A 26,567-nucleotide genomic window follows, 5' to 3' on the forward strand; every position below is an offset into this window, starting at 1 on the left:
CCGCCCTCCGCTGAGACTCCGAAGATGGAGACCGTCGGGATCTACCTGGTCGTCATCTTCGGATGCGGATTCCTCGCGCGCGCGGCACGTCTCCCGACGCTGGTCGGCTACCTCGCCGCCGGATTCATCTTGCACGCACCGGGAATCGACGAACTGCCGATCGTCGACAGGATGGCGGAACTGGGCGTCACCATCTTGCTGTTCACGATCGGACTCAAGCTCGACGTACGGATGCTGCTCCGGCGGGAGGTGGTCGTCACCACCGGGGTTAACCTCCTCGTCATCGTCGGTCTGACGACGGGCTTCCTCGGCATCCTGGGTGCGGTCGGGGTGCCGATGCTCGCCGGCGAGGGCTGGGAGACGCTCGCGCTGTTGGGGTTTGCGCTGTCCTTCTCGAGTACGGTGTTCGTCGTCCAGGTGCTCGACGAGCGCTCGGAGTCGCATTCCCTCTACGGCCGGATCGCCATCGGTGTCCTGGTCCTCCAGGACATCGTCGCCGTCGTCTATCTGACCGCGATGCAGGGCGAACCGCCCAGCCCCTGGGCGCTGGCCCTCGTGCTGCTGATACCCGGCGCGTGGATCGTCCGCAGGTTGTGGAACACCCTCGGCCACGGCGAGTTGCAGACCCTGTTCGGGATCGTGATGGCCCTCGTGCCCGGTTACTGGCTCTTCGAATCAGTCGGGGTGAAGGGCGATTTCGGTGCGATGGTCGTCGGTGTCCTGCTGGCGTCGCATCCTCGCGCGGGTGAGTTGTCGCGCACGTTGTTCGGGCTCCGCGAACTGCTCCTGGTCGGCTTCTTCGTGTCGATCGGGCTGCACGTCACCCCCACGACCGAAACGGTTCTGCTCGGCCTGCTCCTGATGGTCCTCCTGCCGTTCGAGGGTGCGGTGTACACACTCGTCCTCGCCCTGTTCGGCCTGCGTCGCCGGACGTCGATCCTGACCGGACTCGCGTTGGCCAACTTCTCGGAGTTCGGGCTGATAGTGATCGCGACCGGGGTGGGAGCGGGGATCATCGGCGAGGACTGGCTGGTCGTGACGTCGGTGGCGGTGGCGGGGAGCTTCGTGTTCTCCTCCCTGCTCAATCGCCGCGGCTCCGGCCTGGTGAACCGGTTGTCGGCGTTCGTCCCGACCACGGCCGCGGCCCGGCGACACCCCGACGACGCGCCGATCGTGCTGGCGCCGGCGCGGGTGCTCGTCCTCGGCATGGGCCGCGTCGGGCACTCGGTGTACGAGCGGCTCGTCGACGAGTACGGCCTTCCGGTGATCGGTGTGGAGAACGATCCGCTGAAGGCGAGCGAACTCGCCGGACGCGGCGTCCGGGTGCTCGACGCCGACGCCACCGAGACCGACTTCTGGGACCGTGCGGTGGGCGTCCACGAGCTCGAACTGCTTGTCCTGGCGATGCCCTTCCACGGCTCGAATCTGGTGGCGCTGGAACGGATCGAGGAACTCGGCGTCACCGGGACGATCGCCGTCGTCGCGCAATACGACGACGAACGCGACGAACTGCTCCTGCGCGGCGCCGACGTGGCGTTCCACATCTACGAGGGCACCGGCGTCGGGCTCGCCGACGCGGCGGCCGAGGCCGCGGGTCTGGAACGGTGACACCGGCGGTGCATCTGCGAGCCGGCGTCGCGCGTGGTCAGCCGTCGGCGCCGGTGGTGTCGTCGCGCTGCCACAGGTCCTTCTGCATGTAGACACAGTCGATCCACTGCTCGGCCTTGTGACCGATGGCCCGCAGACGGCCGACTTCGGTGAATCCGAACCGCCGGTGCAGAGCGATGGATCCCTCGCCACCCGTCGCGGCGATCACCGCGACGATCTGGCGGACGTTGTCCGGATTCGCGCGATCGAGCAGCGCCGCCATGAGGGCTGTGCCGATCCCGCGTCCGCCCTGACCGGGCCGCACGTAGATCGAGTCCTCGGTCGACAGGTCGTAGGCGGGCATCGTCCGGAACGTCCCGAGGTAGGCGTAACCGACCACTCGCTCGACACCGTCGTCGACGCCGCGGGCCACCACGAAGGGCCGCCCCGCGGCCGTGATCGCGGCGTGCTTGGCATGCCACTGGGACACCGACGGGACCAGATAGTCGAAGGTCGCGACGGTGTTCTGGACGTAGTGGGCGTAGATCTCCGCGACTGCCCCGCAGTCGTCGATCGTCGCGTCGGTCACCCGGATCGGGGTCGTGGGTGCCTCGGCTGCGCGCTCGCTCATGCCGACGAGGGTAGGACAGGGGCGACGGCCGCGAGAACTCCCGCTGACCGGGCGGGGACCGGCGGATCGTCGCCCCATAGAATCGGCGGAGTGTCGACGCAGTCTGCTCTGTCCGGTCTGGCCGCGCTCGCGTGTGCGGACAAGTCCTTCCGCGAGGTGCACGCGCACCGGAACGAGGGTCGGCTGGACATCACCGCGCCCGACGCGGCGCGACCCTTCCTCGTGTCGTGCCTGGTCGCCGGTGCCGAGGCCCCGCTCCTCGTCGTGTCGGCCAACGGCCGGGAGGCCGACGATCTGACCGCCGAACTCGCCGAGCTCCTCGACGACGCCGACGCCGTCGCGCAGTTCCCGTCGTGGGAGACCCTGCCGCATGAGCGGTTGTCCCCGAGCGCGGATACCGTGGGCCAGCGGCTCGCGGTGTTGCATCGCCTCGCCAACCCGGGTGACACCCCGTTGCGGGTCGTCGTGACGACCGTTCGCTCTCTGGTCCAGCCGATGGCCCCCGGGCTCGGCGACGTCGCGACGGTGACCTTGCGCGAGGGCATCGAGGTCGACTTCGACGCGCTGCTGTCCCAGCTCGTCGAGATGGCCTACGAGCGCGTCGACATGGTCGGGCGCCGCGGCGAATTCGCGGTGCGCGGCGGCATTCTCGACGTGTTCCCGACCACCGCCGACCATCCGGTGCGCGTGGAGTTCTGGGGCGACGAGATCACCGAGATGCGCGCGTTCTCGGTCGCCGACCAACGTTCCCAGCCCGAGGTCGAGACCCGCGAGGTGCGGATTCACCCGGGCCGTGAGCTGCTCCTGACCGAGAAGGTCCGTACGCGCGCAGCCGATCTGGCGGCGAGCAACGCCGGCGACCCGACCCTCACCGAGATGCTCGGCAAACTCACCGAGGGCATTCCGGTCGAGGGGATGGAGGCGCTGATCCCCGCGCTCGTCGACGGTGGCATGCAATTGCTGACCGAGGTGGTCCCGGACGGCACACGGGTGCTCATCCTCGACCCGGAGAAGGTGCGGACCCGGGCGTCGGATTTGTCGAAGACGGGTGCGGAGTTCCTCGAGGCGTCGTGGACCGCGGCCGCCATGGGTGCGGGCGCACCGATCGACGGCCGGTCCTCGGCGAGCCTCGGCATCGATCTGCAGGCCAGCGCGTACCGCCCGCTCGACGAGGTCCGGAAGGCGACGCTCGACGCCGGCCGTCCCTGGTGGACGCTGAGTCCGCTCGCGACCGGCAGCGGTGACGAACTCGAACTCGATCTCGCGCCCGGTCCCGCGCCGCGCGGTGACGAGCAGGAGATCGCGGCGACGTTCGCGCAGTTGCGCGCACACGTGTCCGACGGCAAGACCGCGGCGATCGTGGTGGCGGGCAAGGGCACTGCCCAGCGTGTCGGCGAGCGGTTGTCCGACGCCGAGGTGCCGCATGTGATCGTCGACCCCGGGCATCGTCCGCAGCCCGGTGAGGTCACCGTGTTCTGCGCGCCGCTGCGCGCCGGGATCGTCTGTCCCGATGCGGGACTCGTGGTGGTGGCCGAGGCCGACCTCACCGGTACGCGGGTCGCCAACGTCCGGGACGGTCGACGCCTCCCGGCCAAGCGGCGCAACCAGGTCGATCCGCTCGCCCTGGCCGCGGGTGACCTCGTGGTGCACGACCAGCACGGCATCGGCAAGTTCGTCGAGATGATCGAGCGGACCGTCTCCGGTGCCCGGCGCGAGTACCTGGTGCTGGAGTACGCCTCGAGCAAGCGCGGTCAGCCGGCCGATCGGCTGTATGTCCCGATGGACGCACTCGACCAGCTCTCCCGCTATGTCGGCGGCGAACAGCCGTCGCTGTCGAAGCTCGGCGGGTCGGACTGGCAGAACACGAAGCGCAAGGCGCGCAAGGCCGTTCGTGAGATCGCCGGCGAACTCGTCCAGCTCTACGCCGCCCGCCACGCCGCGCCCGGACATGCGTTCGGTCCCGACACGCCGTGGCAGCAGGAGATGGAAGACGCCTTCGACTTCACCGAGACCGTTGATCAGCTCACGGTCATCGCCGAGGTCAAGGCCGACATGGAGCGCGCGGTCCCGATGGACCGCGTCGTGGTCGGCGACGTCGGCTACGGCAAGACCGAGATCGCGGTCCGCGCCGCCTTCAAGGCCGTGCAGGACGGCAAGCAGGTCGCCGTCCTCGTTCCGACGACCATTCTGGCGCAACAACATCTGCAGACCTTCACCGAGCGGATGAGCGGGTTCCCGGTGCGGGTGCGCGGACTGTCGCGGTTCACCGACGCCAAGGAGTCCCGCGAGATCACCCAGGCGATGTCGAAGGGCGAGGTGGATGTGGTCATCGGTACCCACCGCCTCCTGCAGACCGGGATCGTCTGGAAGGACCTCGGACTCGTCATCGTCGACGAGGAGCAGCGCTTCGGTGTGGAGCACAAGGAGCACATCAAGTCGCTGCGTACCCACGTCGACGTGCTGACGATGTCGGCGACCCCGATCCCGCGCACGCTCGAGATGTCGATGGCCGGCATCCGGGAGATGTCGACCATCCTCACCCCGCCCGAGGAGCGGCATCCGGTCCTCACCTACGTCGGCGCCTACGCGCCGAAACAGGTCGCCGCTGCGATCCGCCGCGAACTGCTGCGCGACGGCCAGGTGTTCTACGTGCACAACCGCGTCTCCACCATCGACAAGACGGCCAGGGACATCGCCGCGATGGTTCCGGAAGCGAGAGTCGTTGTCGCACACGGGCAGATGGGTGAGGACCAGCTCGAACGCACGGTGGCGGGATTCTGGAACCGCGAGTACGACGTGCTGGTCTGTACGACGATCATCGAGACGGGCCTGGACATCTCGAACGCCAACACCCTGATCGTCGACCGGGCCGAGAACCTCGGACTCTCTCAGCTGCACCAATTGCGCGGTCGCGTCGGTCGTAGTCGCGAACGCGGTTACGCCTACCTGCTCTACAGCCCCGACCGGCCGCTGACGGAGACCGCGTACGACCGGCTCGCGACGATCGCGCAGAACAACGAGTTGGGCGCGGGCATGGCGGTGGCACTGAAGGATCTCGAATTGCGCGGCGCCGGAAACGTGCTGGGCGCCGAGCAGTCCGGGCACGTGGCCGGTGTCGGCTTCGATCTCTACGTCCGCCTGGTCGGCGAGGCGGTGGAGGCTTATCGCGCTGCCGCAGACGGGAAGCCGGTCGAATCCCGTGAGACGGGTGAGGTTCGCATCGATCTTCCCGTCGATGCGCACATCCCGGTCGAGTACGTGGACTCCGACCGCCTGCGTCTCGAGGCGTACCGCAAACTCGCGTCGGCAACCGACGACGCCGCAGTCGATTCGGTCCTCGTCGAACTCAACGACCGGTATGGTCCGCCGCCGGTCGAGACCACGCGCCTCGCGTCGATCGCCCGGCTGCGGTTGCGGTGCCGGGAGCGGGGGATCGCCGAGATCGGTCTCGCCGGTCAGGGCGTCAAGATCTCGCCGCTCTCGCTCCTCGACAGCGAGCAGGTGCGCCTGCGTCGTCTCTACTCGTCGGCCACGTACCGCGCGACGACATCCGTGGTCAACCTGCCGATCCCGCGCACCGGTGGCGTCGGGTCGGCGCGTCTGCGCGACGACGAACTGATCGAGTACCTGACGACGTTCCTCACGCAGCTCCGGCCGGAGCCGGTCGCGTGACGGTGGTGCTGCTGGACCCGGCACGGCCAGACCTGATCCCCATCCGGGCGCGTAAGAGTCTCGCCGGACCGGTGCGGGTCACCGAGGACGTGCCCGCGGCGATGCTGTGGGAGTTCGACCATGTCGAGCCGGTCTTCGACGACTCGCCGGACGAATCGGAGTCGGTACTCGTCAGCACCGACCCCGACCATCCACTGGTGCGGTCCCGGATCGCTCGTGGTGAGGAGATCATCGCCGCGCAGACGGTCGCCGGCATGGCACTGCTCGAGTCCGTGGCGCTGATGGACACCCTGAGGCGGAACGGGCCATGGGAGAGCACACAGACGCACCACTCGCTGCGCCGCTACCTGCTCGAAGAGGTCTACGAACTCCTCGACGCCATCGAAGCCGGCGATCCCGTCGAGCTCCGCGAAGAACTCGGAGACCTGTTGCTGCAGGTGCTGTTCCACGCGCGGATCGCCGCCGACGACCCCGACGCCCCGTTCGACATCGACGACGTCGCCCGCAGTTTCACCGCCAAGGTCTCGGGCCGCACCCCCGGCGTGCTGTCCGGGGCGCACTCGGATCTCGAGACGCAGATCCGGGAGTGGGAAGAACGCAAGGCCGCCGAGAAGCGGCGCGGATCGGTGCTCGACGGGGTGGCGACCACCCAACCCGCGCTCGCGCTGCTGCAGAAGGTGCTCGAACGTCTCACCGCGGCGCACTATCCCGTCGACACCATCCCGGCGGAGACCCTCACCGTGACGGTGACCGCAGGCGACGACAGCGTCGAGGCCCAGGCGCGAGATCGCGCGCTCGCGTTGATGTCCGACGTACGGGCAGCCGAGAAGCGCGCAGCCGAGCGGGGCATGACTCTCGACTCGCCGGAGGCGTGGGCGGCCGTGCTCGACGAGAACCCGGCCTGAGCGGGGGCCGAGACGCTGCGGGCGAGGAACGGTGAGCGCACAGTCGACGAAATCTGGTGCTCAGTCGACGGAATTCGCTGCACAGTCGACGTCGGGTCAGCTCTCGCTTCAGATGGCGAGCGCGGCCAGCTGCTCGGTGAACCCGGCCTCGTCGATCCGGGTGTTGCGTCCGTCCTCGACGAGGATCTCGCCGCGGACCATCACCGTGTCGACGATGGACCGCGAGCCGGTGGTGAGCAGCGATGCGCCGGGATCCCGGACGGGCAGTGTGGCGTAATCGCGGTCGAAGCGCAGCAGCGTGAGGTCCGCGGGGGCCCCGACCGTCACGCCACCGGCAACCGGCGGCAGGCCGAGTGCGGAGTTCGCACCGCCGCAGGCGATGTCGAGCATCTCGGCGTACCCGAGGAGGTCGGCGCGCCGATGGACGGCCCGCTGGAGGTAGGCGGCGATACGCAGGGTCGCGAGCATGTCCTGGGTGTCGTTGCTCGCGGCGCCGTCGACACCCAGCCCGACGGCCAGTCCGCGCTCCAGCATCGCCGGTATCGGGGCCACCCCGCTTCCCAGCCGCATGTTCGACAACGGGTTGTGCGACACCGCCACGCCTCGGGCCGCGAGGGTCCGCCGGCCGGCGTCGTCGAGCTCGACGCAGTGGACGGCGAGGACCCGATCCCACAGGAAGCCGTTCTGGTCGAGGTGATCGACGGCTCCGAATCCGGTGTGCTGCAGACACATCTGCTCGTCGGTGAGTGTCTCGAGAAGATGGATGGACACCGGCAGGCCGCGGTCTCCGGCGAATTCGCGGATCGTCCCCATCCCGGCCTCGGTGACCGAGCGTGGATTGGGTACCGCCAGGGCCATCGAGATCCGGGACCCGGCGACCTCGTTGCGGAGGTGGTCGACGTGCTCGAGAACGTCGCCGAGCGGTTGCATCAGCCGCGGCTCGAATCCCCACTTGCGAGTCGGATCGGCCCGGTCCGCGACTCCGCGGCCGAGGATCGCGCGGATTCCGGTGTCGCGCAGTGCTCGAACGACGGCGTCGTGGACCTCGCCCGAGGGGTGGGGCCACATGTGTTCGACGACGGTCGTCGTGCCCGACCGCAACAGTTCGAGGCACCCCGACACGGCAGCCAGGTACGCGCGTTCGGGGGTGATCGCGACCGATTCCTCGCCGACCGCAAGCAACCATTCGAGCAGGGGCGTGCATTCGGCGACGCCACGCATGAGGGTCTGTTGGAGGTGGGTGTGGGTGTTGACGAAGCCGGGAATCACGAATCCGCCGGTGCCCCCGGCTCCCCGGGTGGTCGACTCGATCGAGGTGACGACCCCCTCGGTGACGTGGATGTCGCAATGGGGTTGCCATCGACCCGCGGTGTACACGGTGACGTCGCGGAAGGCCGGGGCCGCCGTCGGATCGGCGGCCCCGGGGAGGTGTGCGTCCATCACTTCGCGAAGTTCGCGGCGATGCGCTGGGCGAGATAGTCGGCAGCGGTGATCGGCGGGTAGGTGCCGCCGGCGCTCTCGATCAGCACGTCGGAGTTCGCCTGTGCGAAGTACGCGAGCGTGTAGCGCGGACCGGTGTACTCGCCTCGTCGTGGGGCCCGGACCCGGTGGAAGTTCGACGGCAACCGGTCGTCGGACCAGCGCATGAGCATGTCGCCGATGTTGCAGGTGATGGCGTCGTCGGATGGCTCGACCGACGTCCAGGCCTGGCCGTCGGCCTCCGCTCCGGGAAGCACCTGGAGGCCGCCCTGGCCGGACCGCTGGAAGAGTAGGGTCAGGGCGTCGAAATCGGTGTGTGCGCCTGCGCGCCAGCTGTTCTCGGAATCGATCAACTCGTCCGGGAAGGCATAGTAGTGCAGTAGCCGCAGCGTGCTCTGATAGGTGTCCGCCGACGGGTCGTGCGCCCGGGTGAAGAAGTCGTGGTCAAGTCCGAGGCGCTCGGCGAAGAAGCTGAGCAGGGTCATGGCCAGCGACCAGCACCGGTGCTCGAACTCCTCGATGGTGGCGCGGAATCCGGCCAGCTCGTCCTCACTCGGCCACAGACCCTCCATGCGCGGGCGGGTGAACTGGTAGGACTCCTTCTGGTCCGGGGTTCCGATCGACGGGCGGACCTGGGTGCGGTACTCCCAGCCGGCGTTCTGACCCTTCTTGAGCGGGTACTGCTCCTTCACCTCACGGGGGAGTGCGAAGAACCGCGCGGACATGTCGAACGCGTGGTCCACCGCGGCCAGGTCGATGCCGTGGTCGACGACCTGGAAAAAGCCGATGTCGGTTGCAGCCGACCAGAGTTGATCGGCGATCTCGTCGCGGCGGTTGTCGAGGTCGGCAAGGCTGATCCGGCGGATCTCGCGGGCGGTGGTCTCGGTGCCCAGCCCGCCCATCCGGCGTTCGCGGTCGAGCTCGGCCATGTCGGCCGGTGAGTGCAGTGGGGTGGTCTCGGTCATCGTGAATCTCTTCTGTGGTCGGAGACGGTGGAACGGACGTGTCGGGTCAGCGGATCTGTTCGCTGATGAACTCGGTCGTGAACAACTGGTCGGCGGGCAGCGACGGTGGGAGGTCGGCGCCGCCGGCGTTCAGGATCGGGACGAGATCGTTGATCACGTTCTGTGCCTTGACCATGTCGTAACTGCCGTACACACCGTCGGTGCCCGGGGCGATGACCGCGCGATCCTTGAGCAGCCCCGCCGAGTACGCCGCCTCGCCGGCCGAATAGGGGGTGAAAGAGACGTCCTGGGACACCCAGTCGACGATGGTCGCGTTGATCGATTCCGGCGCGGCCACATAGTCCTTACCGGTCTGCTGGATCATCGGGACCAGCTTCGCCAGGCACGGCGACATCTCCGCGACGTCATCCGCGCGTACCGAGACGTTCGACGCATACACGTCGTACCCGGCGTCTTTCACCATCGCGTAGGCGACCGGCTTGTTCCACGACGGGGTCTCGTTCTCGTAGGTGTAGGGCTCGGAGTTGGCGAATCCCTGCTGGGTGATGGACGGGTCGCCGACGAAGCGGGCCGGTGCACCGTCGTAGCTGGTGTCGAGCTGACTCTGATCGAGCAGTCCCTTCGCCACCAGCCACTGCGGGAAGATCTGATCCTTCGAGACCACCACGCTGGCGTCGGATCTGCCGATGTCGGCGATCGTCGTGACGTCCGGGTGGGATGCGGGGTCCCACATGATGATCGACGGGTTGTACTGCAGCAACGGCGTCACTCCGACGACACGTTGATCTCTGGCCGCGGAAATCATCTGGTCGCCGTGGACGAGGCCGAGGTGGATGGAGTCGTCGGAGTACATCGCGGAGGGGACCGACTGGAATCCGATCGCGGGACCGCCTGCGCGCAAGGTGATGTCGACACCGGTGTCTAGGCCATCGAAGGCGAGCGGCCCGGAGACCGACTTGTTGTCGGTGTCGACGGTGTACCCCGGGCCGAGGAGTCCGATGACCCCGGCCATGTCGGACTGCGGTTGCCACTGCAGTTGGATCACGACGTTGTCGGGACAGGTTCCGGCAAGGGAGTATTCGGCGGGCGCCGGCGGCAGGCTCGACGCCGCGGTGTCGTCGGACCCCGAGCTCGAGCATCCGGCCACAACGGCCGCGCAGAGGGTCGCCGCCGTGGCCACGGCCAGACGCGAGGCGTTGGTACGGGACGGTGGGTGAGAAGTCATGGGATCTCCTGGACTCAGGCCGGACGTTCGCGACACATTCGCGATCTACATGTGAAGCTAGGCGGCCGATTCGGATTCCGCCAGCCGGGACGAGGCGCGGTCTCATCGACATGAATCCGTCGGTAAATGCTTCTGAACTGCACTTATGTTGTTGGAGAGATTCGGTGATGGGGTTGGTTCCCCGTTGCCGGTGACGCAGTGTTTACACCATGTCATCGGGTTGAAATACATGTAACCAATCATGAACAGGCAGACATTGGCTGTTGCCTACATGTAGCGAAGACGGGAAGGCCGCATGAAACTCTACGACACGGTGAACGACGTGGATGCGCGTCATCTCACCAAGAATGTCGTCGCCTCCGTCTCCGGGGTGACGAAGCGATTCGACTCCGGGACCCGTGCGCTGGACCGGGTGGACCTCGACGTGCGCACCGGCGACTTCGTGGCGGTCGTGGGACCGTCGGGATGCGGCAAGTCCACCCTGCTCCGGATGGTCGCGGGACTCGAGAAGCCTACGGACGGAAGCGTGGCGCTCGCCACGGAGTCGGTCGGGTTCATCTTCCAGGAGCCCACCCTCCTGGCCTGGCGCAGCGTGCGGGGCAATGTCGAACTCTGCGCCGAGATCGCACGACTGCCGCGGGGCGAACGCCGGCGCCGGGCGCAGGCGGCGATCGACGCTGTCGGTCTGACCGGATTCGAGTCCCAGTTGCCCCGCATGCTGTCCGGTGGCATGAAGATGCGTGCGTCGCTTGCCCGCTCGCTGACCTCCGAACCCGAATTGCTGCTTCTCGACGAACCTTTCGGTGCTCTCGACGAGATGACCCGGCTCGACATGCAATCGGAGTTGCAGCGGCTCTACGCCGAGCGACGGTTCACCGCGATGTTCATCACGCACTCGGTGTCGGAAGCGGTCTTCCTCGCCAACCGGGTGGTCGTCATGTCGGCGCGCCCCGGGCGGATCGTCGCGGACATCGGCATCGACTTCGCCCACCCCCGACATCCCGACCTGCGCTACGACGCCCGCTTCACCGATCGCGTCGCCGAGATCTCCGAAACCCTCCGAGGTGCACGATGACCACTGCCGCCCGATCCCGCCCCGTCACCGGCGTGCAACCCGATCAGACGCCGGCGTCCGCAGGGGGACCGTCGGGGTCATCGCGGCGCGGTACCGCGCGCCGCGCGGCGCTGGGCGTGCTCCGATACGGGGCCCCACCGGTACTGTCCCTCGCCGTCGCGATCGGCGCCTGGTATGCGGTCAGCTATCTGATCCTCGCTCCCGCACGGCGTTTTCTGCTCCCACCCCCGCACGCCGTGCTGTTCGACTCGCTGCTCGAACCGGATCACGTGGGCCCCATGCTCGACGCGCTCTGGGTCACCGCCAAGGTGTGCCTCGTCGGCTTCGTCGTCGCCGCGCTCATCGGGGTGTCCATCGGGGTCCTGATGAGCCGAGGGTCCTTTCTCGAACGCGCGATCTACCCCTGGGCCGTTGTGCTCCAGGTGATCCCGGTGCTGGCGATCGTGCCGTTGATCGGTCTGTGGTTCGGTTACGGGATGGTCGCCCGCACCATCGTGTGCGTGATCATCGCCATCTTCCCGATCATCGCCAACACACACTTCGGTCTCGTCTCGGTCGACAAGTCCTCACAGGAGCTGTTCACGCTGTCCAAGGCGACGCCGGTGCAACGCCTGCTGATGCTCGAGTTCCCGTCGGCGCTGCCGTCGATGATGACGGGTTTCCGGACCGCCTCGGGGCTCGTCGTGGTCGGCGCCATCATCGGAGACATGTTCTTCGCCAAGGGCGAACCGGGAATCGGCACGCTGCTCGACATCTACCGGGCCCGCCTGCAGTCCGACGACCTGATCGCCGCGATCGTCCTGGCATCGGTCTTCGGCATCCTCGTCTTCGGCATCTTCGGCATCCTCAACGCCGCCGTCAACCGCCGACGCTGACGACACGTCGCATCCACGCTCGCACCACTCCACTTTCGTCTCGACTCCACCCGGAGGACACATGTTCACCGTTCCGACGATCGACATCTCGGCCTACCGCGACCCGCACGGCACGCCCGCGGAGCGGAGCCGAGTGGCGCGCGCCCTCGACGACGCCTGCAGCGGAGTCGGTTTCGTCCAGATCGTCGGTCACGGCATCGCACCGGCCGTCATCGATGCCCTGACCGCGGCGCTCGACGAGTTCTACGCGCTACCGCTCGAGGAGAAGAAGCGATATGCCCGGCCGGGTCAGAACCGTGGCTACAGCCCCCCGAAGAGCGAATCGCTGAGCATGAGTCTCGGTGTCGCGGCGGCCAACCAGATGAACGACTTCTACGAGGCGTTCACCGTCGGCTCGGAGGGTGCCTGGTTCCCGGACCTGGACCTACCGGAGTCCAGCTACCCGACGAACACGTGGCCGGACGCGGCCCCGGGCTTCCGCGGTGCCGTAGAGGACTGGTTCGGCGCCGCGCGCGATCTCTCCCGAGTTCTGCTCACCGCGTTCACCGATGCGCTCGGTGTGCCTGCGGGCTACTTCGACTCGATGACCGACCACTCCATCGATGCGCTGAAGTTGAACAACTACACCCTCCCCGAAGGGGAGATCGAACTCGCCGGGGACTTGACCGGGATGGGTGCGCACACCGACTTCGGCATCCTCACCGTGCTGTGGGCCGACCAGGTACCCGGGCTCCAGGTGCTCGATCACGAGGGCCGATGGCACGACGTGGCGCCCGCCGACGGCGCATTGCTGGTCAACCTCGGGGATGCCATGGCGCGGTGGACGAATGACCGGTGGCGTTCGACCGTGCACCGCGTCGACCCGCCGGTCGTCGACGGCCGGATCCTCCGTCGCCGGTCGGCGGCGTTCTTCTTCGACGGCAACGCCGACGCCCTCATCGAGACGCTGCCCGGGTGCGCCCGCACCGATCACCCCGGATATCCACCGATCACCGTCGCCGAGAACATCAACGCGAAACTGGCCGGGATGAAGAACGGCGTCGCACCCGCCGGAGCCGATCGCGAGGCGCAGCGCGTGATGGCCGCGGGATGATGCCGTCGGCGATGATGCCGTCTGGGCCGCGGCCTTCTACGCTGGGACGGTCATGACTGGAAACGGAGACGACGGCGCCCTGCTCACGCAGTCGGTCCTGCGCCGCATACGCGACGAGATCTTCGACGGCACCCTCGAACCCGGTGCGTCGCTCTCGGTTCCGGGGTTGGCCGCTCGACTGGACGTCTCGCGCAGTCCGGTTCGGGAGGCGGTCCAGCAACTCGTCATGGACGGGCTGGCCGTCTACACCCCGCGAGTCGGGGCGAAGGTCGCGGTGCTCGACGACGCGATGCTGCGGCACGTCTTCGAGGTCCGCGAGGTGCTCGACGGTCTCGCCGCCCGCCAGGCCACGGTGCGGGTGACGCGCGCGGAGCTGGCGGGCCTGTGGGAGCGGGTCCGAGAACAGGAGCGGTTGCTGGACACCGATCCCGATCACCGACGCGACGCCGAACTCGACCTCGACTTCCACACCGCGGTCCGGTCGTTGTCGGGCAATGCGCCGCTGTGCGATGCCCTGCTGAAGCTCGACACCCAGTCACACCTGTACCGGTCCGACATGTGGTCGCACGAGGACAACCGCCGGCATGCCGTGACCGAACACCGCCGGATCGTCGCGGCGCTGGAGGCCGGCGACGCCGACGGGGCCGACCGGGCCGCACGGGCGCACGCCGCCGGCGTCCTCGTGCGCCTGCTCCGGACCTGAGGCCCTCTCGTCGGGGCGCGACTCAGGCGAAGAGGTGTTGTCCCCACCACTCGCCGGGAGCGAGCCCGGGGGGTACGGCGAAGACGGACGACCCGTTGGGGATGAGGTATTCGGTCATCGCGTCTCTGCGGGAGAGCGCGTGTTGCATCGGGACGAACTGCCGTCCGGTGTCTCGGTTGAACGCGATGAAGAACAGGCCTGCGTCCAGGTGGCCGAAGCCGTCCGAGCCGTCGGTGAAGTTATACCCGCGCCGCAGGATTCGGACGCCGCCGAGGTTGTCGGGATGCGCGAGCCGGATGTGGGCGTCGCGGGGGATGACCGGCGTGCGGCCGGAGGTGACCGCGAAGTCGGGTGTGTCGAATTCGTCGGTCTGTCCCAGCGGTGCGCCGGCCGCCTTCGTGCGACCGACGATCTGTTCCTGTTCGAGCAGGTGGGCGCGGTCCCACGGCTCGATGTCCATGCGGATGCGTCGGGCGACGAGGTAGGTGCCGCCGGTCATCCAGCGGGCGGCCGGCGGGTTGTCCTCGGCGCCGACCCACACCCAGCGGTCGAGCAGCTTGGTGTCCTCCGCCCGGAGGTTGTTGGTCCCGTCCTTGAACCCGAACAGGTTTCGTGGTGTCGACTGCGACTGGGTGGTCGACGAGGTGCGGCCGAAGCCGAGCTGGGACCAGCGCACCGCGGCCACGCCGAAGGCCATGCGGGCCAGGTTGCGGATCGCGTGGACCGCGACCTGCGGATCGTCGGCACATGCCTGGATGCAGATGTCGCCGTAGGACCGTGCGGGTTCGATCTTCTCCGCCGCGAAACCGGGAAGGTCCTGCAGGGCAGCGGGTTTGCGGTCACCGATGCCGAACCGGTCGGGGCGGGTGGGGTCGGCGGCGCAGGGACCGAACAGTCCCGGGCCGAAACCGATGGTGAGAGTGAGGTTCGCGGCGCCGAGTCCGAGCGCTTCGCCGGTGTCGGCCGGTGGTGTGTAGTCACCGAGTCCGGTCGCACCGTCGTCGACGGTCTCCTCGCCGCGAGTCATCCGTTCGGCCGCCGCGGTCCAGCGTTGCAGCATGGCGATGAGTTCGGCGCGGGAGTCGGTCACGACGTCGAAGCTGGCGAAGTGGAGCCGGTCCTGCGCCGCGGTGGTGATGCCCGCCTGGTGCTCGCCGCGGAACTCGACGATCTGGCCGGGTGGCGACTGCGACGACGCCGAGGCCCGCCCGAGGGCGACCCCGCCCGCGGCGACGACGAGTCCGGCGCCGGCGCCGCCGATCACCGCGCGACGGGAGAACCCGCGCCGTGGGGACCGGGGTGCGGCATCGGGTTCGCCGTCGCGCGGGTCGGGGGTCGGATCACTCACTGGGCCAGCACGATCCCGGGAACCTGCGACAGTGTCGCCGACAGCGCGTCGATCTGGTTGGACATCTCCTTGCGCTGGTCCGCGGAGACCTCGGTGTAGGACACGTACCCGTCACCGGAGCGATAGGTGTTCACCGAGTCGCGCACCGTGGCGAACTGGGCGGTGATGGTGTCCATCAGCTTCGGGTCCTTCGCCGAGATGATCGGCTGCAGTGTCGCGATCGCGGTCTCCGAGCCGTCGAGATTGCCGGCGAAGTCCCACAGGTCGGTGTGCGAGTACCGGTCTTCCTCGCCGTCGATCTTGGTGGCGGCGACCTCGTCGATGAGCGCCTGGGGGCCCTTCACGAACGACCCGGTCTCGAACTCGAACCCGGGTGCGTTGACCTCGTCGCGGAGCTTGGTCACGTCGGCGAGGAGCTGATCGGCGACCGGCGCGATGGTCTGCGGGTTGTCGGTGGCGGCCGCGTTCTGCGCGTCGGCCGGGGTGATCTGGCCGGGTGCGTCGCCGATCTCGGCCGGCTGCGGCGGCCACAGGAAACGTTCGATGCGGTGGAAGCCGGTGAACGGCTGGGCGCCGTCCTCGGTGTCGTCCCACCGCATGTCGATGGCGGGGTCGAGGTCGGGGAAGGATTCGGCGACGGGCTCGATGCGTTCATACGGTGTGCGTGCGAGTCCGAACTGGGCGCGAGCAGCGTCGAGGTCGCCTGCCTTGACGCTGCCGACGAAGGCGGTCACCTGTGCGTGCAGGGTGTTGAGTTGGTTGCGGACGTACTCGAGGTACTGGCCCTTGGCGGCGGTCACGTCCGCGGGCACGTCGGCCTTTTCCTTGCGCTCGCCGCCGACGGTGAGTTCGGTGCGGATGCCGGTTCCGACCATGCCCGGTTTGCAGGCCACCGTGTAGGTGCCGGGTTCGACGATCTCCACGCTGAGGTTGCCCGACAGTCCGGGACCGATGTTCTCGACCTCGCCGAGTACGCGGTTGTTGGTGCCGTACACGTAGAACTCGGTGACCTTGTCGCCGGAGTTGGTGACGGCGAAATCGACGTTGCCCGTGGTCGCCTCCGTGCTCGCTAGGTCGCATGCATCGTTGGTGGACGTGACCGTGATCGCACCGTCCGAGGTGGCCTTCTGGGTGCAGCCGGCCAGCAGCACGGGTGACACGAGTGCCACGGCCGCGCCGGCGGCCATCACGGTTCTGCGATTCACTGAGGGTTCCTTTCGGTTGCGGCTTCCGCGGATGCGGGGTTCTGCGTGGTCGTCGAGCCCGGAGCGGAGGCGGCGGGGGAGACCTGGGGAGCCGGGCTCAGTTGCCGCCGGCAGAAGATCGTCAGTACGACGGCCACGTAGGTGATCCACGCGACGACCTGCAGGACGGTGGGGTCGGGCCGGAAGTTGAAGATGCCGCCGAGCACGGTGCCGTACCAGGACGACGCGTCGTATCCCCCGGAGACGTCGAAGGCCACCGCCCCGTGCCCGGGTAGCCACCCGACGGTCTGCAGGGCGCCGACGCCGTAGGTGAGGATCCCGGCCGCTACGAAGATCAGGAAGATGCCGGTGTAGATGAAGAACAACCGCAGATCCAGTCGGATCGCGCCGAGGTAGATCAGCACGGTCAGCGCGACCGCGGCCACGACCCCGAGCAGCAGCCCGACCAACGGCCACAATCCGCCGGAAACGCTCTCGGCATAACCGACCATCAGCAACGCGGTCTCGAACCCCTCGCGCCCGACGGCGAGGAACGCCAGTCCCATCACCGAGGCCCGACCGGCGACGAGCGCCCGCGACATCCCGCTCTTGAGATCGGCGGAGATGTGCCGGGCGGCCTTGCTCATCCACAGCACCATGAACGTCACGATCCCGACCGCGACCAGCGAGGCGATCCCCGCGATGGTCTCGGCCGCGAGCGGGGTCATGGTGGACGTGCCGAAGTGGATCACCAGGAACACCACGACGACCATCGCGACCGCGGCGGCCACACCCGACCAGATCCACTTGAGCGCGTCTCGTCGTCCGGTCTTCACCACGTAGGCGACGAGAACCATGACCACGATGCCGGTTTCGAGCCCTTCGCGTAATCCGATCATGCCGCTGCCGAACATCTGCGTGAACGTCGAGGGCGCGTCGCTCGCTGCTGCGAAGAGGCCGCCGTCCGATACGACCAGTGTCACGAAGCCTTCCCTCCCGGTTCGGTGGCGCCCCAGGTTCGCTGAGGCTAACCACACCGAAGGTTAGACCCCGAAAGGGTCTCCGGCATAGGGCATATCGGCTCACACGGCCGCCCGCACACCCGGATTCGGTCCCGGCCAGGACTTTTGCGCACGGTGATTTGATGTCGTCTGGCTGTGCGGTGGGCGGATTGTCGGAATCGGCCCGCGTGGGTGGGGCCCGGGACGGGAATCGTCTGCGTCATCATGGGTGGATGCTCTCCTCATCCGATGCCGCGCGCCGCGACAACGTGATCCTCGTGCACTGGCACGATCTCGGTCGCCATCTGCGGTGTTACGGCGCCGACGGCGTCGAGAGTCCCGTGCTCGACGACCTCGCCGCGTCCGGTATCCGGTTCGCCGACGCGCACGCGACGGCGCCCCTCTGCTCGCCCGCCCGTGGTTCCTTGTTCACCGGGCGCTATCCGCACGGCAACGGTCTCGTCGGCCTCGCACACCACGGCTTCGAGTACTTCCCGGACGTGCAGACCCTCCCGGCGCTCCTCGGCGGCGCCGGGTATCGATCGGCGCTCTTCGGGATGCAGCACGAGAGTGCCGACCCGGGCCGGCTCGGCTTCGACTCGGTGGACGTGTCGGATTCGCGATGCGACTACGTGGTCGACCGCTCCCAGGACTGGTTGCGGCGTCATGCCCACGACGATCGGCCGTTCTTCCTGACCGCGGGCTTCTTCGAGACGCATCGGCCCTACCCGGCCGACGAGTACAAACCTGCCGACACCAGCACCATCGCGGTACCCGGCTTCCTGCCGGACACCGACGACGTCCGCGATGACCTGGCGGGTCTGCACGGGTCGATTACCAAGGCCGACGCCGCCGTGGGCCGGCTTCTCGACACCGTGGCCGAACTGGGCCTCGATGACTCCACCTGGATCGTGTTCGTCACCGACCACGGCCTGGCCTTTCCGCGCGCCAAGTCGACGCTGTACGCCGAGGGCACCGGGGTGGCGCTGATCATGCGGCCGCCCGCGCGGCTCGGCATCGCACCGACGGTCTATGACGATCTGTTCTCCGGAGTGGACCTCACCCCGACACTGCTGGAGTTGGTGGGTCTGGACATCCCGGAGGCCGTCGACGGCGACTCGCACGCCGCGGCGCTCGCGGGCGCGGCAGACGCCGCGGTCCGGACCGAGGTGTTCACCGAGAAGACCTACCACGATGCCTTCGATCCGATCCGGGCCGTGCGCACCAAGGAGTTCAGCTACATCGAGAACTACGCGGCGCGACCGGCACTGCTGCTCCCACTCGACATCGCCGACAGCCTGTCCGCGCGATCGCTGGATCAACAAGAAGTGCAACGGGATCGGCCCCGCGCCGAACTCTACGACCTGCGTTCCGATCCCCATGAGCGCAACAATGTCGCCGACGACCCGTCCTACGCCCGGATCCGGTCCGATCTCGCGCGAGCACTGGTGGACTGGCGGGCGCGCACCGGTGACGAGCTACCCGACGACGCCACCGGAACGGCGATCGCACAGGCCTTCATGGACGCATTCCACGCCAAGGCGGCGCAGGTCGCGAGTGAGGAGGAGGCGTTGCCGTCGCGGCGTCCGCTGGGCGCGCGGCGCGAGCTGGCCGGCGACATCACGTCGGGCGAGGGCTGAGCGGCGCGCCGCGAGAACTCCTCGACTCGGACACCGCGGTCCTGACCCTGCACAGCGACGTTCCGGTGTCAATGGTTTCACCCCTCTTGCGCGTAAAAGGCCAGCTTGCGGTGGGTTTCCGGCTCGCTAGACTCATCGTTCATGTCACTGACGTCCTCAGCGGGACCGGCGAACTATCTGGTGTGCGCGAGCCAGCGCAGCGGCAGCACGCTGCTGGTGGAGTCGCTCGCCGCTACCGGTGTGGCCGGTCGGCCGGAGGAGTTCTTCCAGTACTTTCCCGACTCGTCGCTGGCGCCGCAGCCGCGGGAATGGTTCGCCGGGGTCGGGGATTCGACCATCCTCGACCTGCTCGATCCACTCGATCCCGGTGTCGTCGACACCCGCGGTTCGTCGACCTGGCGGTCCGATGTCGGGGTGGCGGGACGCACCCCGAACGGTGTCTGGGGCGGCAAACTCATGTGGAACCAGACACCGCTGCTCATCGCGCGCAGCCGCATCGCGTCGGGTTCGCTACGCGGAGCGGTCCGCTGGCTCTTCGACGGGGTCGACCCGCTCTACGTGCACGTCTATCGTGATGATGTTGTGCCGCAGGCGGTGTCGATGTGGCGCGCCGTGCAGACCCGCGTGTGGCGGCACGACGGTTCCGACGCCGACGAGCACGACGACGCGGTGTATCACGCAGGCGGTATCGCGCACCTTGCCGGCATCCTCGTCGACCAGGAACGACAGTGGCGCAACTGGTTTGCCGCCGAAGGGATCGAACCGCTGGAGATCGAGTTCCGCGACCTGGTCAACGATCCCACGAAGGCGACCGCGCGGGTGCTGGAGAAGATCGGGCAGGACCCGGAGCTGGCGCCCCCGCCGCCGCTGAAGCCACAGTCCAATTCGCGGTCCAAGGAGTGGGCCCGACGCTATCGAGACGACGCTGAACGGAACGGATACCCACTGTGACCGCTGTAGACGAGGGCTCGCTTCATCGGGCGACCGCCGGCCGGGACCGTCCCGGCGACGACTTCGACCATGTGACCGCTATCCGGGTGCTGGAGGCCGAGGCGGTCCACATCATCCGCGAGGTCGTCGCCGAACTGGAACGGCCGGTGCTGCTGTTCTCCGGCGGCAAGGATTCCATCGTCCTGCTCCGGCTGGCCGAGAAGGCTTTTCGGCCCGCGCCGTTGCCCTTCCCGATCATGCACGTCGACACCGGGCACAATTTCGACGAGGTGATCGAGTTCCGTGACCGTCGGGTCGCGCCGACCGCGGAGAACCCCGAGGGCATCGACCTCATCGTGGCCTCGGTCCAGGAGTCCATCGACTCGGGACGAGTCGCCGAGTCCACCGACCCGTCGGGTTCGCGGAACCGCCTGCAGACGCGCACCCTGCTCGACGCGCTCGAGAAGGGCGGATTCGACGCCGCCTTCGGCGGTGCCCGTCGCGACGAGGAGCGCGCCCGCGCGAAAGAGCGCATCTTCAGCTTCCGCGACGAGTTCGGCCAATGGGATCCCCGCGCGCAGCGCCCCGAGCCGTGGTCGTTGTACAACGGGCGGATCCGTCGCGGAGAATCGGTCCGAGTGTTCCCGCTCTCGAACTGGACCGAGACCGACATCTGGCGCTACATCGAACTCGAGGGCCTCGAACTCCCGTCGATCTACTTCGCCGCCGAGCGCGAGGTGTTCGACCGGGACGGCATCCTGCTCTCGGTCTCGGAGCATTCTCGCCCCCGCGAGGGCGACGAGGTACGGACCGAGTGGGTGCGGTACCGCACGGTCGGCGATCTCACGATCACCGGCGCCGTCCGGTCCACCGCGACCACCATCTCCGAGATCATCGCCGAGATCAGTGAATCCACAGTCTCCGAGCGCGGCGAGACCCGTGCCGACGACCGCACGTCCAGTGCCGCCATGGAAGACCGTAAGCGCGAAGGGTATTTCTGATGACTCTCACCTCTCCGCAGCCGGTCGTATCCGGTGGCGACCAGACCGGCACGGCCGCACGGCAATTCCTGCGCATCGCCACCGCGGGCAGCGTCGATGACGGCAAGTCGACACTGATCGGCCGGATCCTGCACGACACCGGAAGTCTGCCGACCGACCACCTCGCCGCGGTCACCGACGGCGACGGTGACATCGACCTGGCCGCCCTCTCCGACGGCCTGCGTGCCGAACGCGAGCAGGGCATCACGATCGACGTGGCTTACCGCTTCTTCTCCACGCCCACACGCAGTTACGTCCTCGCCGACACACCCGGACACGAGCGGTACACCCGCAACATGTTCACCGGGGCGTCCAATGCGCATGTCGCGATCCTGCTCGTCGACGCGCGGCACGGGTTGCTCCGGCAGACCCGCAGGCACGCGCGGATCGCGACGCTCGTCGGTGTGCCCCACGTGATCGCGGCGGTCAACAAGATCGACCTCGTCGACTACTCCGAGCACCGTTTCGACGAGATCCGCGCCGATCTCGCCGAACTCGCGGTGCAACTCGGGATCGGGGAGATCCCGGCGATCCCGGTGGCCGCCAAGCACGGGGACAACGTCGTGCACCGCTCGTCGAACACCCCGTGGTACCCCGGGGCAACTCTGTTGGAGTACCTCGAGGACGTCGAACTGCACGCGCCCGCGCCGGTGACCGAGGAACTGCGCCTCCCGATCCAGTGGGTGTCGCGTCCCAGCGAGTCGAACCGGCGCACCTACACCGGCCGGCTCGCCTCCGGAACACTGCGCGTCGGTGACGAGATCGTCGTGCTGCCGTCGGGCAGTCGGTCGACCGTGACCGCACTGGACACCCTGGATCCCACGAGAGACGTTGCGGTGGCACCGCTCTCGGTCGGAATCCAGATCGACGACGACATCGACATCGGCCGCGGCGACATCATCGTCAGCGGCGCACCGGGAGCGCACGTGCCGGTCCTCGCGCGAGAGATCGACGCACACGTGTGCTGGCTGTCGAACTCGCCGCTGCGCGCCGGTGACCGCGTCGCGCTCAAACACGGTCCGTCGACGGTGCGTGCGACCGTCCAGTCGCTCGAGCGGCGCCTCGACCCGGACACCCTCATCGAACATGTCGCCCCGGGTGAACTCGTGCTCAACGACATCGGCACCGTCACGCTGCGGACGTCGTCGGTGGTGCCGGCGGATCCCTATGCGAGCAACCGGGACACGGGCGCGTTCATCCTCATCGACGAGGCGTCCAACGACACGGTCGGCGCGGGGACGATCCTCGAACCGCGCGAGGTCGTCCCCGGCAAGGCGACCCGCAACGACATCAAGTGGCATCCGAGTTCGCTGGCCCGGGCCGAACGATGGGCGCACACCGAACAGCGCGGCGCCACGGTATGGCTCACCGGTCTGCCGGCGTCGGGCAAGTCCACGGTCGCCGTGGCACTCGAACGGGCCGTCGTCAGCCGCGGTCGCGTCGCCTATCTGCTCGACGGCGACAACATCCGGCACGGGATCTCCGACGACCTCGGCTTCTCGGCCGGTGACCGCGCGGAGAACATCCGGCGCGTCGGACACGTCGCCCGACTCTTCGCCGACGCGGGGGTCATCGCCATCGCGTCGATGGTCTCGCCGTTGCGCTCGGATCGTGAGATCGCCCGCGAACTCCACCGTGCCGCCGACCTCGACTTCATCGAGGTCCACGTGTCCACACCGGTCACCGAGTGCGAACGCCGCGACCCCAAGGGGCTCTACGAGCGTGCCCGTCGCGGCGAACTGCGCGGGCTCACCGGCATCGACGCGCCCTACGAGAGTCCCGAGAACCCCGATCTGCGATTCGACACCACCGGCGCGGACATCGACCGGCTGGCGTCGCTGATCCTCGGCGCCCTGATGGATCGCGGCATCATGGCGGGGTGAGTTGCTGTCATCCCGGAGGACCCGCGCGCGACGGCGCGGATGAGTCACCGACGGTCGAGCAGAACGGGATCCTCGGGTCCGGTCTGCACCTCGTCGAGACCGTGAGTGTCCCGGCCGGGGTCTTCGACATGGGCGATGCCTTCGGCGAGGGTTACCGCACCGACGGCGAGACGCCGGTCCACGAGGTCGAGCTCAACGCCTTCTCGATCGACACCACCGCGGTGACCAACGCCGCGTTCGCGTCCTTCGTGGCGGCGACCGGTCACCGGACCGACGCCGAGACCTTCGGCGGATCCGCGGTCTTCCACACCTACGCGACCGCCCCGGGACGGCCGGTGCCGGGCACCCCGTGGTGGCTGGCGGTCGACGGAGCATCGTGGCGACACCCGGCCGGTCCGGGCAGCACCCTCGACGGCCTGGCGGATCACCCCGTCGTCCACGTCAGCCACCGCGATGCCCAGGCCTACTGCGACTGGGCCGGACGTGCCCTGCCCACCGAGGCGCAGTGGGAGTACGCGGCCCGGGGCGGACGGCGCGGGGCGCGGTACCCCTGGGGCGACGAGCCGCCCACCGCGGACGATCCGCGCTGCACCATCTTCCGCGGCGACTTCCCGAACGAGCCGACCGGCCCGGTCGGCACCACACCCGTCCGGACCTTCGAGCCCAACGGTCACGGCCTGTACCAATGCGCCGGCAACGTGTGGGAATGGTGCGCCGACAGGTTCAGCGCCCGGTACTACCGGGTGTCCGACCGCACCGATCCGTCGGGGCCGGCCCGGGGGAGCGCACGGGTTCTCCGCGGCGGCAGCCACCTGTGCCACGACTCGTACTGTCACCGCTACCGCGTCGCCGCGCGATCGCACAACACGCCGGAGTCGACGGCGAGCAACATCGGGTTCCGAACCGTGGGTCCCCGGGACACCCGACGGGAACCGATCTCCACCGCGGTCAGTTGAGTCACCAGACTGTGTGTTGATCTTCGGGCGACCCGATCGGTTGTGCGATCGTGGTCCACCGGGCGGTTCCGCCCGGGAAAGCACCCCCGACCGGGACAGGAGTAGGGCAGGAATGCGTGTGGTGGGCCGGGATGCGTCGCGTCGGGAATCGAGGCGGCGGCTCTCGTGGAAGAACGGCCTCGTGGCCTCGACCGTGGCGGTCGCGTCGTCGGTGTTGCTGGCCGGGTGCATCGATCTGCCGTCGCTGAGCAGACCGGACATCCCGGAGGGCATCCCGCCGGGCGCGGGCGTTCCGCAGCCGTACATCGACATCAACGCGCCCGGACGGACCGCGAACAAGATGCACGACTGGGCGGTGCCGATCTCGGAGTCCACCGGCATCCCGATCATCTCGTTGCAGGCATACGGCAACGCCGCCGAGATCCAACGGCAGCAGCACCCCGAATGCGGCATCGCCTGGACGACGCTGGCCGGTATCGCCGGCGTGGAGAGCAAGCACGGCCAGTACCGGGGGTCGGAGGTGGCCGAGAACGGGGACGTCAGCCCACCCATCCGCGGCGCGAAACTCGACGGCACCCGCGGGAACATGGAGATCCGCGACACCGACGGCGGCGAGCTCGACGGGGACCCCACCCACGATCGCGCGATGGGGCCGTTCCAGTTCATCCCCGAGACATGGAAGCGATACGGAGTCGACGCCAGTGGCGACGGCGTCCCCGACCCGGACAACATCGACGACGCCGCCTTGTCGGCGGCCCGCTATCTCTGTGTCTCCTCCGGCAACGACATGACGAATCCGGAGGGGTGGGAGAAGGCCGTCCGGACCTACAACAACTCGATGGCCTACGTCCTCGACGTGCGCGATCACGCGAACGCCTACTCGATCAACGTCCGCTTCTGACCGCCGTCGGCGACGGCCGCGCCGGTTGCGCCGACCTTGTCACGTGCGGCTTCGGCGCAGCCACTAGGCTCTTGCGTATCGGCCGGCACCAGAACCGGCCGTCGTCGGCGTAGGCGGCCCCGCGGAGGCCTCGCCCCCTGGGATATCGCCGACGAACTCGTCCACCGAGATTGGGGTGCAACCGTGGCAATCATCGAGCAGGTAGGTGCGCGTGAGATTCTCGATTCGCGGGGCAACCCGACGGTCGAGGTCGAGGTCGTCCTGGACGACGGCACCTTCACCCGTGCCGCAGTGCCGTCCGGTGCGTCGACCGGCGAACACGAGGCCGTCGAGCTGCGCGACGGTGGCGAACGGTACCTGGGCAAGGGCGTCACCAAGGCCGTCGAAGGTGTCCTCGGCGACCTGGCCCCGGCCGTGATCGGTATCGAGGCCGAGGAACAGCGCCTCGTCGATCAGGCGCTGCTCGACTGCGATGGCACCCCCGACAAGAGCCGCATCGGCGCCAACGCGCTGCTCGGTGTCTCTCTCGCGGTCGCCAAGGGCGCCGCCGAATCGGCCGGGCTGCCGCTGTTCCGCTACATCGGCGGACCGAACGCCCACATCCTGCCGGTGCCGATGATGAACATCATCAACGGCGGTGAGCACGCCGACAACGGCATCGACTTCCAGGAATTCATGATCGCCCCGGTCGGCGCGCCGACCTTCAAGGAAGCACTCCGTTGCGGCGCCGAGGTGTACCACGCTCTCAAGGGTGTCCTGGGCAAGCAGGGCATGAGCACCGCCCTCGGTGACGAGGGCGGCTTCGCCCCCGACCTGCCGAACACCGAGGCGGCCATCGCGGTCATCGGCGAGGCGGTCGGCAAGGCCGGCTACAACTTCGGCCGTGACGTCGTCATCGCGCTCGACGCCGCGGCGACCGAGTTCTTCTCCAACGGTGCCTACAAGCTCGAGGGCAAGGAACTGGGCGCCAATGAGATGGTCTCGTTCTACGAGAAACTGATCAGCGACTTCCCGATCGTCTCGATCGAGGACGGACTGTCCGAGGACGACTGGGACGGCTGGGCCAAGCTGACCGAGTCGATCGGCGATCGCGTGCAGCTCGTCGGCGACGACCTGTTCGTGACCAACCCCGAGCGTCTCGAGGAGGGCATCTCCAAGGGCATCGCGAACGCGCTGCTGGTGAAGGTCAATCAGATCGGCACGCTGACCGAGACCCTCGACGCCGTCGCGCTTGCGCACAACAACGGCTACAAGACGATGATGAGCCACCGGTCGGGCGAGACCGAGGACACCACCATCGCCGACCTCGCGGTCGCCTGCAGCTGCGGTCAGATCAAGACCGGTGCGCCCGCTCGTTCCGAGCGGGTCGCCAAGTACAACCAGCTGCTGCGCATCGAGGAAGGACTGGGTGACGCGGCACGGTACGCGGGCGACCTCGCCTTCCCGCGTTTCTCGTTTGGTTCGTGATTAGCTG

The 26,567-nt window shown here is 68.3% G+C and carries 21 protein-coding genes; 14 read left to right on the plus strand and 7 right to left on the minus strand.

Annotated elements, in window-relative coordinates; genetic code table 11:
• Positions 1-24 precede the first annotated feature (24 nt).
• Complete coding sequence (locus BCM27_RS08155; RefSeq protein WP_004022656.1) at positions 25-1,608, plus strand: cation:proton antiporter family protein; 1,584 nt, start codon at positions 25-27, stop codon at positions 1,606-1,608.
• Between the two features lie 37 nt (positions 1,609-1,645).
• Here BCM27_RS08155 and BCM27_RS08160 read toward each other — a convergent pair whose 3' ends face one another.
• Complete coding sequence (locus BCM27_RS08160) at positions 1,646-2,218, minus strand: GNAT family N-acetyltransferase (RefSeq protein WP_004022657.1); 573 nt, start codon at positions 2,216-2,218, stop codon at positions 1,646-1,648.
• A gap of 90 nt (positions 2,219-2,308) precedes the next feature.
• On the opposite strand from BCM27_RS08160, the gene mfd reads away from it, so the two are divergent.
• A complete protein-coding gene (gene mfd / locus BCM27_RS08165) occupies positions 2,309-5,890 on the plus strand; it encodes a transcription-repair coupling factor (protein ID WP_004022658.1) in 3,582 nt (1,193 codons plus the stop codon).
• Positions 5,887-6,795, plus strand: a complete 909-nt coding sequence (locus tag BCM27_RS08170) for a nucleoside triphosphate pyrophosphohydrolase (protein ID WP_004022659.1) — start codon at positions 5,887-5,889, stop codon at positions 6,793-6,795. Before mfd ends, BCM27_RS08170 begins: the two co-directional genes overlap by 4 nt.
• 108 nt (positions 6,796-6,903) lie before the next feature.
• On the opposite strand, the gene BCM27_RS08175 is transcribed toward BCM27_RS08170, so the two are convergent.
• Genes BCM27_RS08175 through BCM27_RS08185 form a run of 3 tightly spaced genes read right to left on the minus strand, consistent with a single transcriptional unit; the run spans position 6,904 to position 10,464 of the window.
• A complete protein-coding gene (locus BCM27_RS08175; RefSeq protein ID WP_004022660.1) occupies positions 6,904-8,235 on the minus strand; it encodes an amidohydrolase family protein in 1,332 nt (443 codons plus the stop codon).
• Positions 8,235-9,239, minus strand: coding sequence for an isopenicillin N synthase family dioxygenase (locus BCM27_RS08180; protein ID WP_004022661.1), 1,005 nt, complete (start codon positions 9,237-9,239; stop codon positions 8,235-8,237). The genes BCM27_RS08175 and BCM27_RS08180 overlap by 1 nt, the downstream gene beginning before the upstream one ends.
• A 46-nt stretch (positions 9,240-9,285) precedes the next feature.
• Positions 9,286-10,464 carry a hypothetical protein gene (locus tag BCM27_RS08185; RefSeq protein ID WP_004022662.1) on the minus strand — a complete coding sequence of 393 codons (1,179 nt, stop codon included), beginning with the start codon at positions 10,462-10,464 and terminating at the stop codon, positions 9,286-9,288.
• Between the two features lie 295 nt (positions 10,465-10,759).
• Here BCM27_RS08185 and BCM27_RS08190 point away from each other — a divergent pair, with 295 nt between their 5' ends.
• From BCM27_RS08190 to BCM27_RS08205, 4 genes are all read left to right on the plus strand, one after another.
• Positions 10,760-11,539, plus strand: a complete 780-nt coding sequence (locus tag BCM27_RS08190; RefSeq protein ID WP_004022663.1) for an ABC transporter ATP-binding protein — start codon at positions 10,760-10,762, stop codon at positions 11,537-11,539.
• On the plus strand, positions 11,536-12,414 hold the full coding sequence (locus BCM27_RS08195; RefSeq protein ID WP_004022664.1) for an ABC transporter permease: 879 nt from the start codon (positions 11,536-11,538) through the stop codon (positions 12,412-12,414). Before BCM27_RS08190 ends, BCM27_RS08195 begins: the two co-directional genes overlap by 4 nt.
• Positions 12,415-12,475: 61 nt before the next feature.
• Positions 12,476-13,507 (plus strand): isopenicillin N synthase family dioxygenase, encoded by a 1,032-nt coding sequence (locus BCM27_RS08200; protein WP_004022665.1) that lies wholly within the window; start codon positions 12,476-12,478, stop codon positions 13,505-13,507.
• A 52-nt stretch (positions 13,508-13,559) separates the two neighbouring features.
• Positions 13,560-14,210, plus strand: coding sequence for a GntR family transcriptional regulator (locus tag BCM27_RS08205; RefSeq protein ID WP_004022666.1), 651 nt, complete (start codon positions 13,560-13,562; stop codon positions 14,208-14,210).
• 22 nt (positions 14,211-14,232) lie between these two features.
• Here BCM27_RS08205 and efeB read toward each other — a convergent pair whose 3' ends face one another.
• From efeB to efeU, 3 genes are read right to left on the minus strand one after another with little or no spacing between them, the layout of a single operon-like run.
• Positions 14,233-15,558 carry an iron uptake transporter deferrochelatase/peroxidase subunit gene (gene efeB / locus BCM27_RS08210; protein ID WP_004022667.1) on the minus strand — a complete coding sequence of 442 codons (1,326 nt, stop codon included), beginning with the start codon at positions 15,556-15,558 and terminating at the stop codon, positions 14,233-14,235.
• Positions 15,555-16,763, minus strand: a complete 1,209-nt coding sequence (gene efeO, locus BCM27_RS08215; protein WP_004022668.1) for an iron uptake system protein EfeO — start codon at positions 16,761-16,763, stop codon at positions 15,555-15,557. The genes efeB and efeO overlap by 4 nt, the downstream gene beginning before the upstream one ends.
• Entirely contained in the window at positions 16,760-17,656 is an 897-nt protein-coding gene (gene efeU / locus BCM27_RS08220) for an iron uptake transporter permease EfeU (protein ID WP_051987139.1), read from the minus strand. The genes efeO and efeU overlap by 4 nt, the downstream gene beginning before the upstream one ends.
• A gap of 320 nt (positions 17,657-17,976) precedes the next feature.
• Between efeU and BCM27_RS08225 the strand changes: the two genes are divergently transcribed.
• The 7 genes from BCM27_RS08225 to eno all read left to right on the plus strand — a co-directional run bounded on the left by BCM27_RS08225 (position 17,977) and on the right by eno (position 26,560).
• Positions 17,977-19,383 carry a sulfatase family protein gene (locus BCM27_RS08225; RefSeq protein WP_004022670.1) on the plus strand — a complete coding sequence of 469 codons (1,407 nt, stop codon included), beginning with the start codon at positions 17,977-17,979 and terminating at the stop codon, positions 19,381-19,383.
• Positions 19,384-19,524: 141 nt separating this feature from the next.
• Entirely contained in the window at positions 19,525-20,334 is an 810-nt protein-coding gene (gene stf0 / locus BCM27_RS08230) for a trehalose 2-sulfotransferase (RefSeq protein WP_033203641.1), read from the plus strand.
• Positions 20,331-21,314: a sulfate adenylyltransferase subunit CysD gene (gene cysD / locus BCM27_RS08235; RefSeq protein ID WP_004022672.1), complete on the plus strand. Its 984-nt coding sequence runs from the start codon at positions 20,331-20,333 to the stop codon at positions 21,312-21,314. Before stf0 ends, cysD begins: the two co-directional genes overlap by 4 nt.
• A complete protein-coding gene (cysC, locus tag BCM27_RS08240; protein WP_004022673.1) occupies positions 21,314-23,236 on the plus strand; it encodes an adenylyl-sulfate kinase in 1,923 nt (640 codons plus the stop codon). The genes cysD and cysC overlap by 1 nt, the downstream gene beginning before the upstream one ends.
• Positions 23,233-24,192 (plus strand): formylglycine-generating enzyme family protein, encoded by a 960-nt coding sequence (locus tag BCM27_RS08245; protein ID WP_004022674.1) that lies wholly within the window; start codon positions 23,233-23,235, stop codon positions 24,190-24,192. Before cysC ends, BCM27_RS08245 begins: the two co-directional genes overlap by 4 nt.
• Before the next feature lie 112 nt (positions 24,193-24,304).
• Positions 24,305-25,093: a lytic transglycosylase domain-containing protein gene (locus BCM27_RS08250; RefSeq protein ID WP_004022675.1), complete on the plus strand. Its 789-nt coding sequence runs from the start codon at positions 24,305-24,307 to the stop codon at positions 25,091-25,093.
• 183 nt (positions 25,094-25,276) lie between these two features.
• Complete coding sequence (eno, locus tag BCM27_RS08255; RefSeq protein WP_004022676.1) at positions 25,277-26,560, plus strand: phosphopyruvate hydratase; 1,284 nt, start codon at positions 25,277-25,279, stop codon at positions 26,558-26,560.
• Positions 26,561-26,567 lie beyond the last annotated feature (7 nt).

This window comes from Gordonia terrae, from assembly GCF_001698225.1.
Taxonomy (GTDB): Bacteria; Actinomycetota; Actinomycetes; order Mycobacteriales; family Mycobacteriaceae; genus Gordonia; species Gordonia terrae.

Excerpts from the sequence above, each read along its gene's own strand:
- BCM27_RS08155 (WP_004022656.1), top strand. The coding sequence starts at position 25 with ATGGAGACCGTCGGGATCTACCTGGTCGTCATCTTCGGATGCGGATTC.
- BCM27_RS08160 (WP_004022657.1), bottom strand. The coding sequence starts at position 2,218 with ATGAGCGAGCGCGCAGCCGAGGCACCCACGACCCCGATCCGGGTGACC.
- BCM27_RS08175 (WP_004022660.1), bottom strand. The coding sequence starts at position 8,235 with ATGGACGCACACCTCCCCGGGGCCGCCGATCCGACGGCGGCCCCGGCC.
- BCM27_RS08180 (WP_004022661.1), bottom strand. The coding sequence starts at position 9,239 with ATGACCGAGACCACCCCACTGCACTCACCGGCCGACATGGCCGAGCTC.
- BCM27_RS08185 (WP_004022662.1), bottom strand. The coding sequence starts at position 10,464 with ATGACTTCTCACCCACCGTCCCGTACCAACGCCTCGCGTCTGGCCGTG.
- BCM27_RS08190 (WP_004022663.1), top strand. The coding sequence starts at position 10,760 with ATGAAACTCTACGACACGGTGAACGACGTGGATGCGCGTCATCTCACC.
- BCM27_RS08195 (WP_004022664.1), top strand. The coding sequence starts at position 11,536 with ATGACCACTGCCGCCCGATCCCGCCCCGTCACCGGCGTGCAACCCGAT.
- BCM27_RS08200 (WP_004022665.1), top strand. The coding sequence starts at position 12,476 with ATGTTCACCGTTCCGACGATCGACATCTCGGCCTACCGCGACCCGCAC.
- BCM27_RS08205 (WP_004022666.1), top strand. The coding sequence starts at position 13,560 with ATGACTGGAAACGGAGACGACGGCGCCCTGCTCACGCAGTCGGTCCTG.
- efeU (WP_051987139.1), bottom strand. The coding sequence starts at position 17,656 with ATGTTCGGCAGCGGCATGATCGGATTACGCGAAGGGCTCGAAACCGGC.
- BCM27_RS08225 (WP_004022670.1), top strand. The coding sequence starts at position 17,977 with ATGCTCTCCTCATCCGATGCCGCGCGCCGCGACAACGTGATCCTCGTG.
- stf0 (WP_033203641.1), top strand. The coding sequence starts at position 19,525 with ATGTCACTGACGTCCTCAGCGGGACCGGCGAACTATCTGGTGTGCGCG.
- cysC (WP_004022673.1), top strand. The coding sequence starts at position 21,314 with ATGACTCTCACCTCTCCGCAGCCGGTCGTATCCGGTGGCGACCAGACC.
- BCM27_RS08250 (WP_004022675.1), top strand. The coding sequence starts at position 24,305 with ATGCGTGTGGTGGGCCGGGATGCGTCGCGTCGGGAATCGAGGCGGCGG.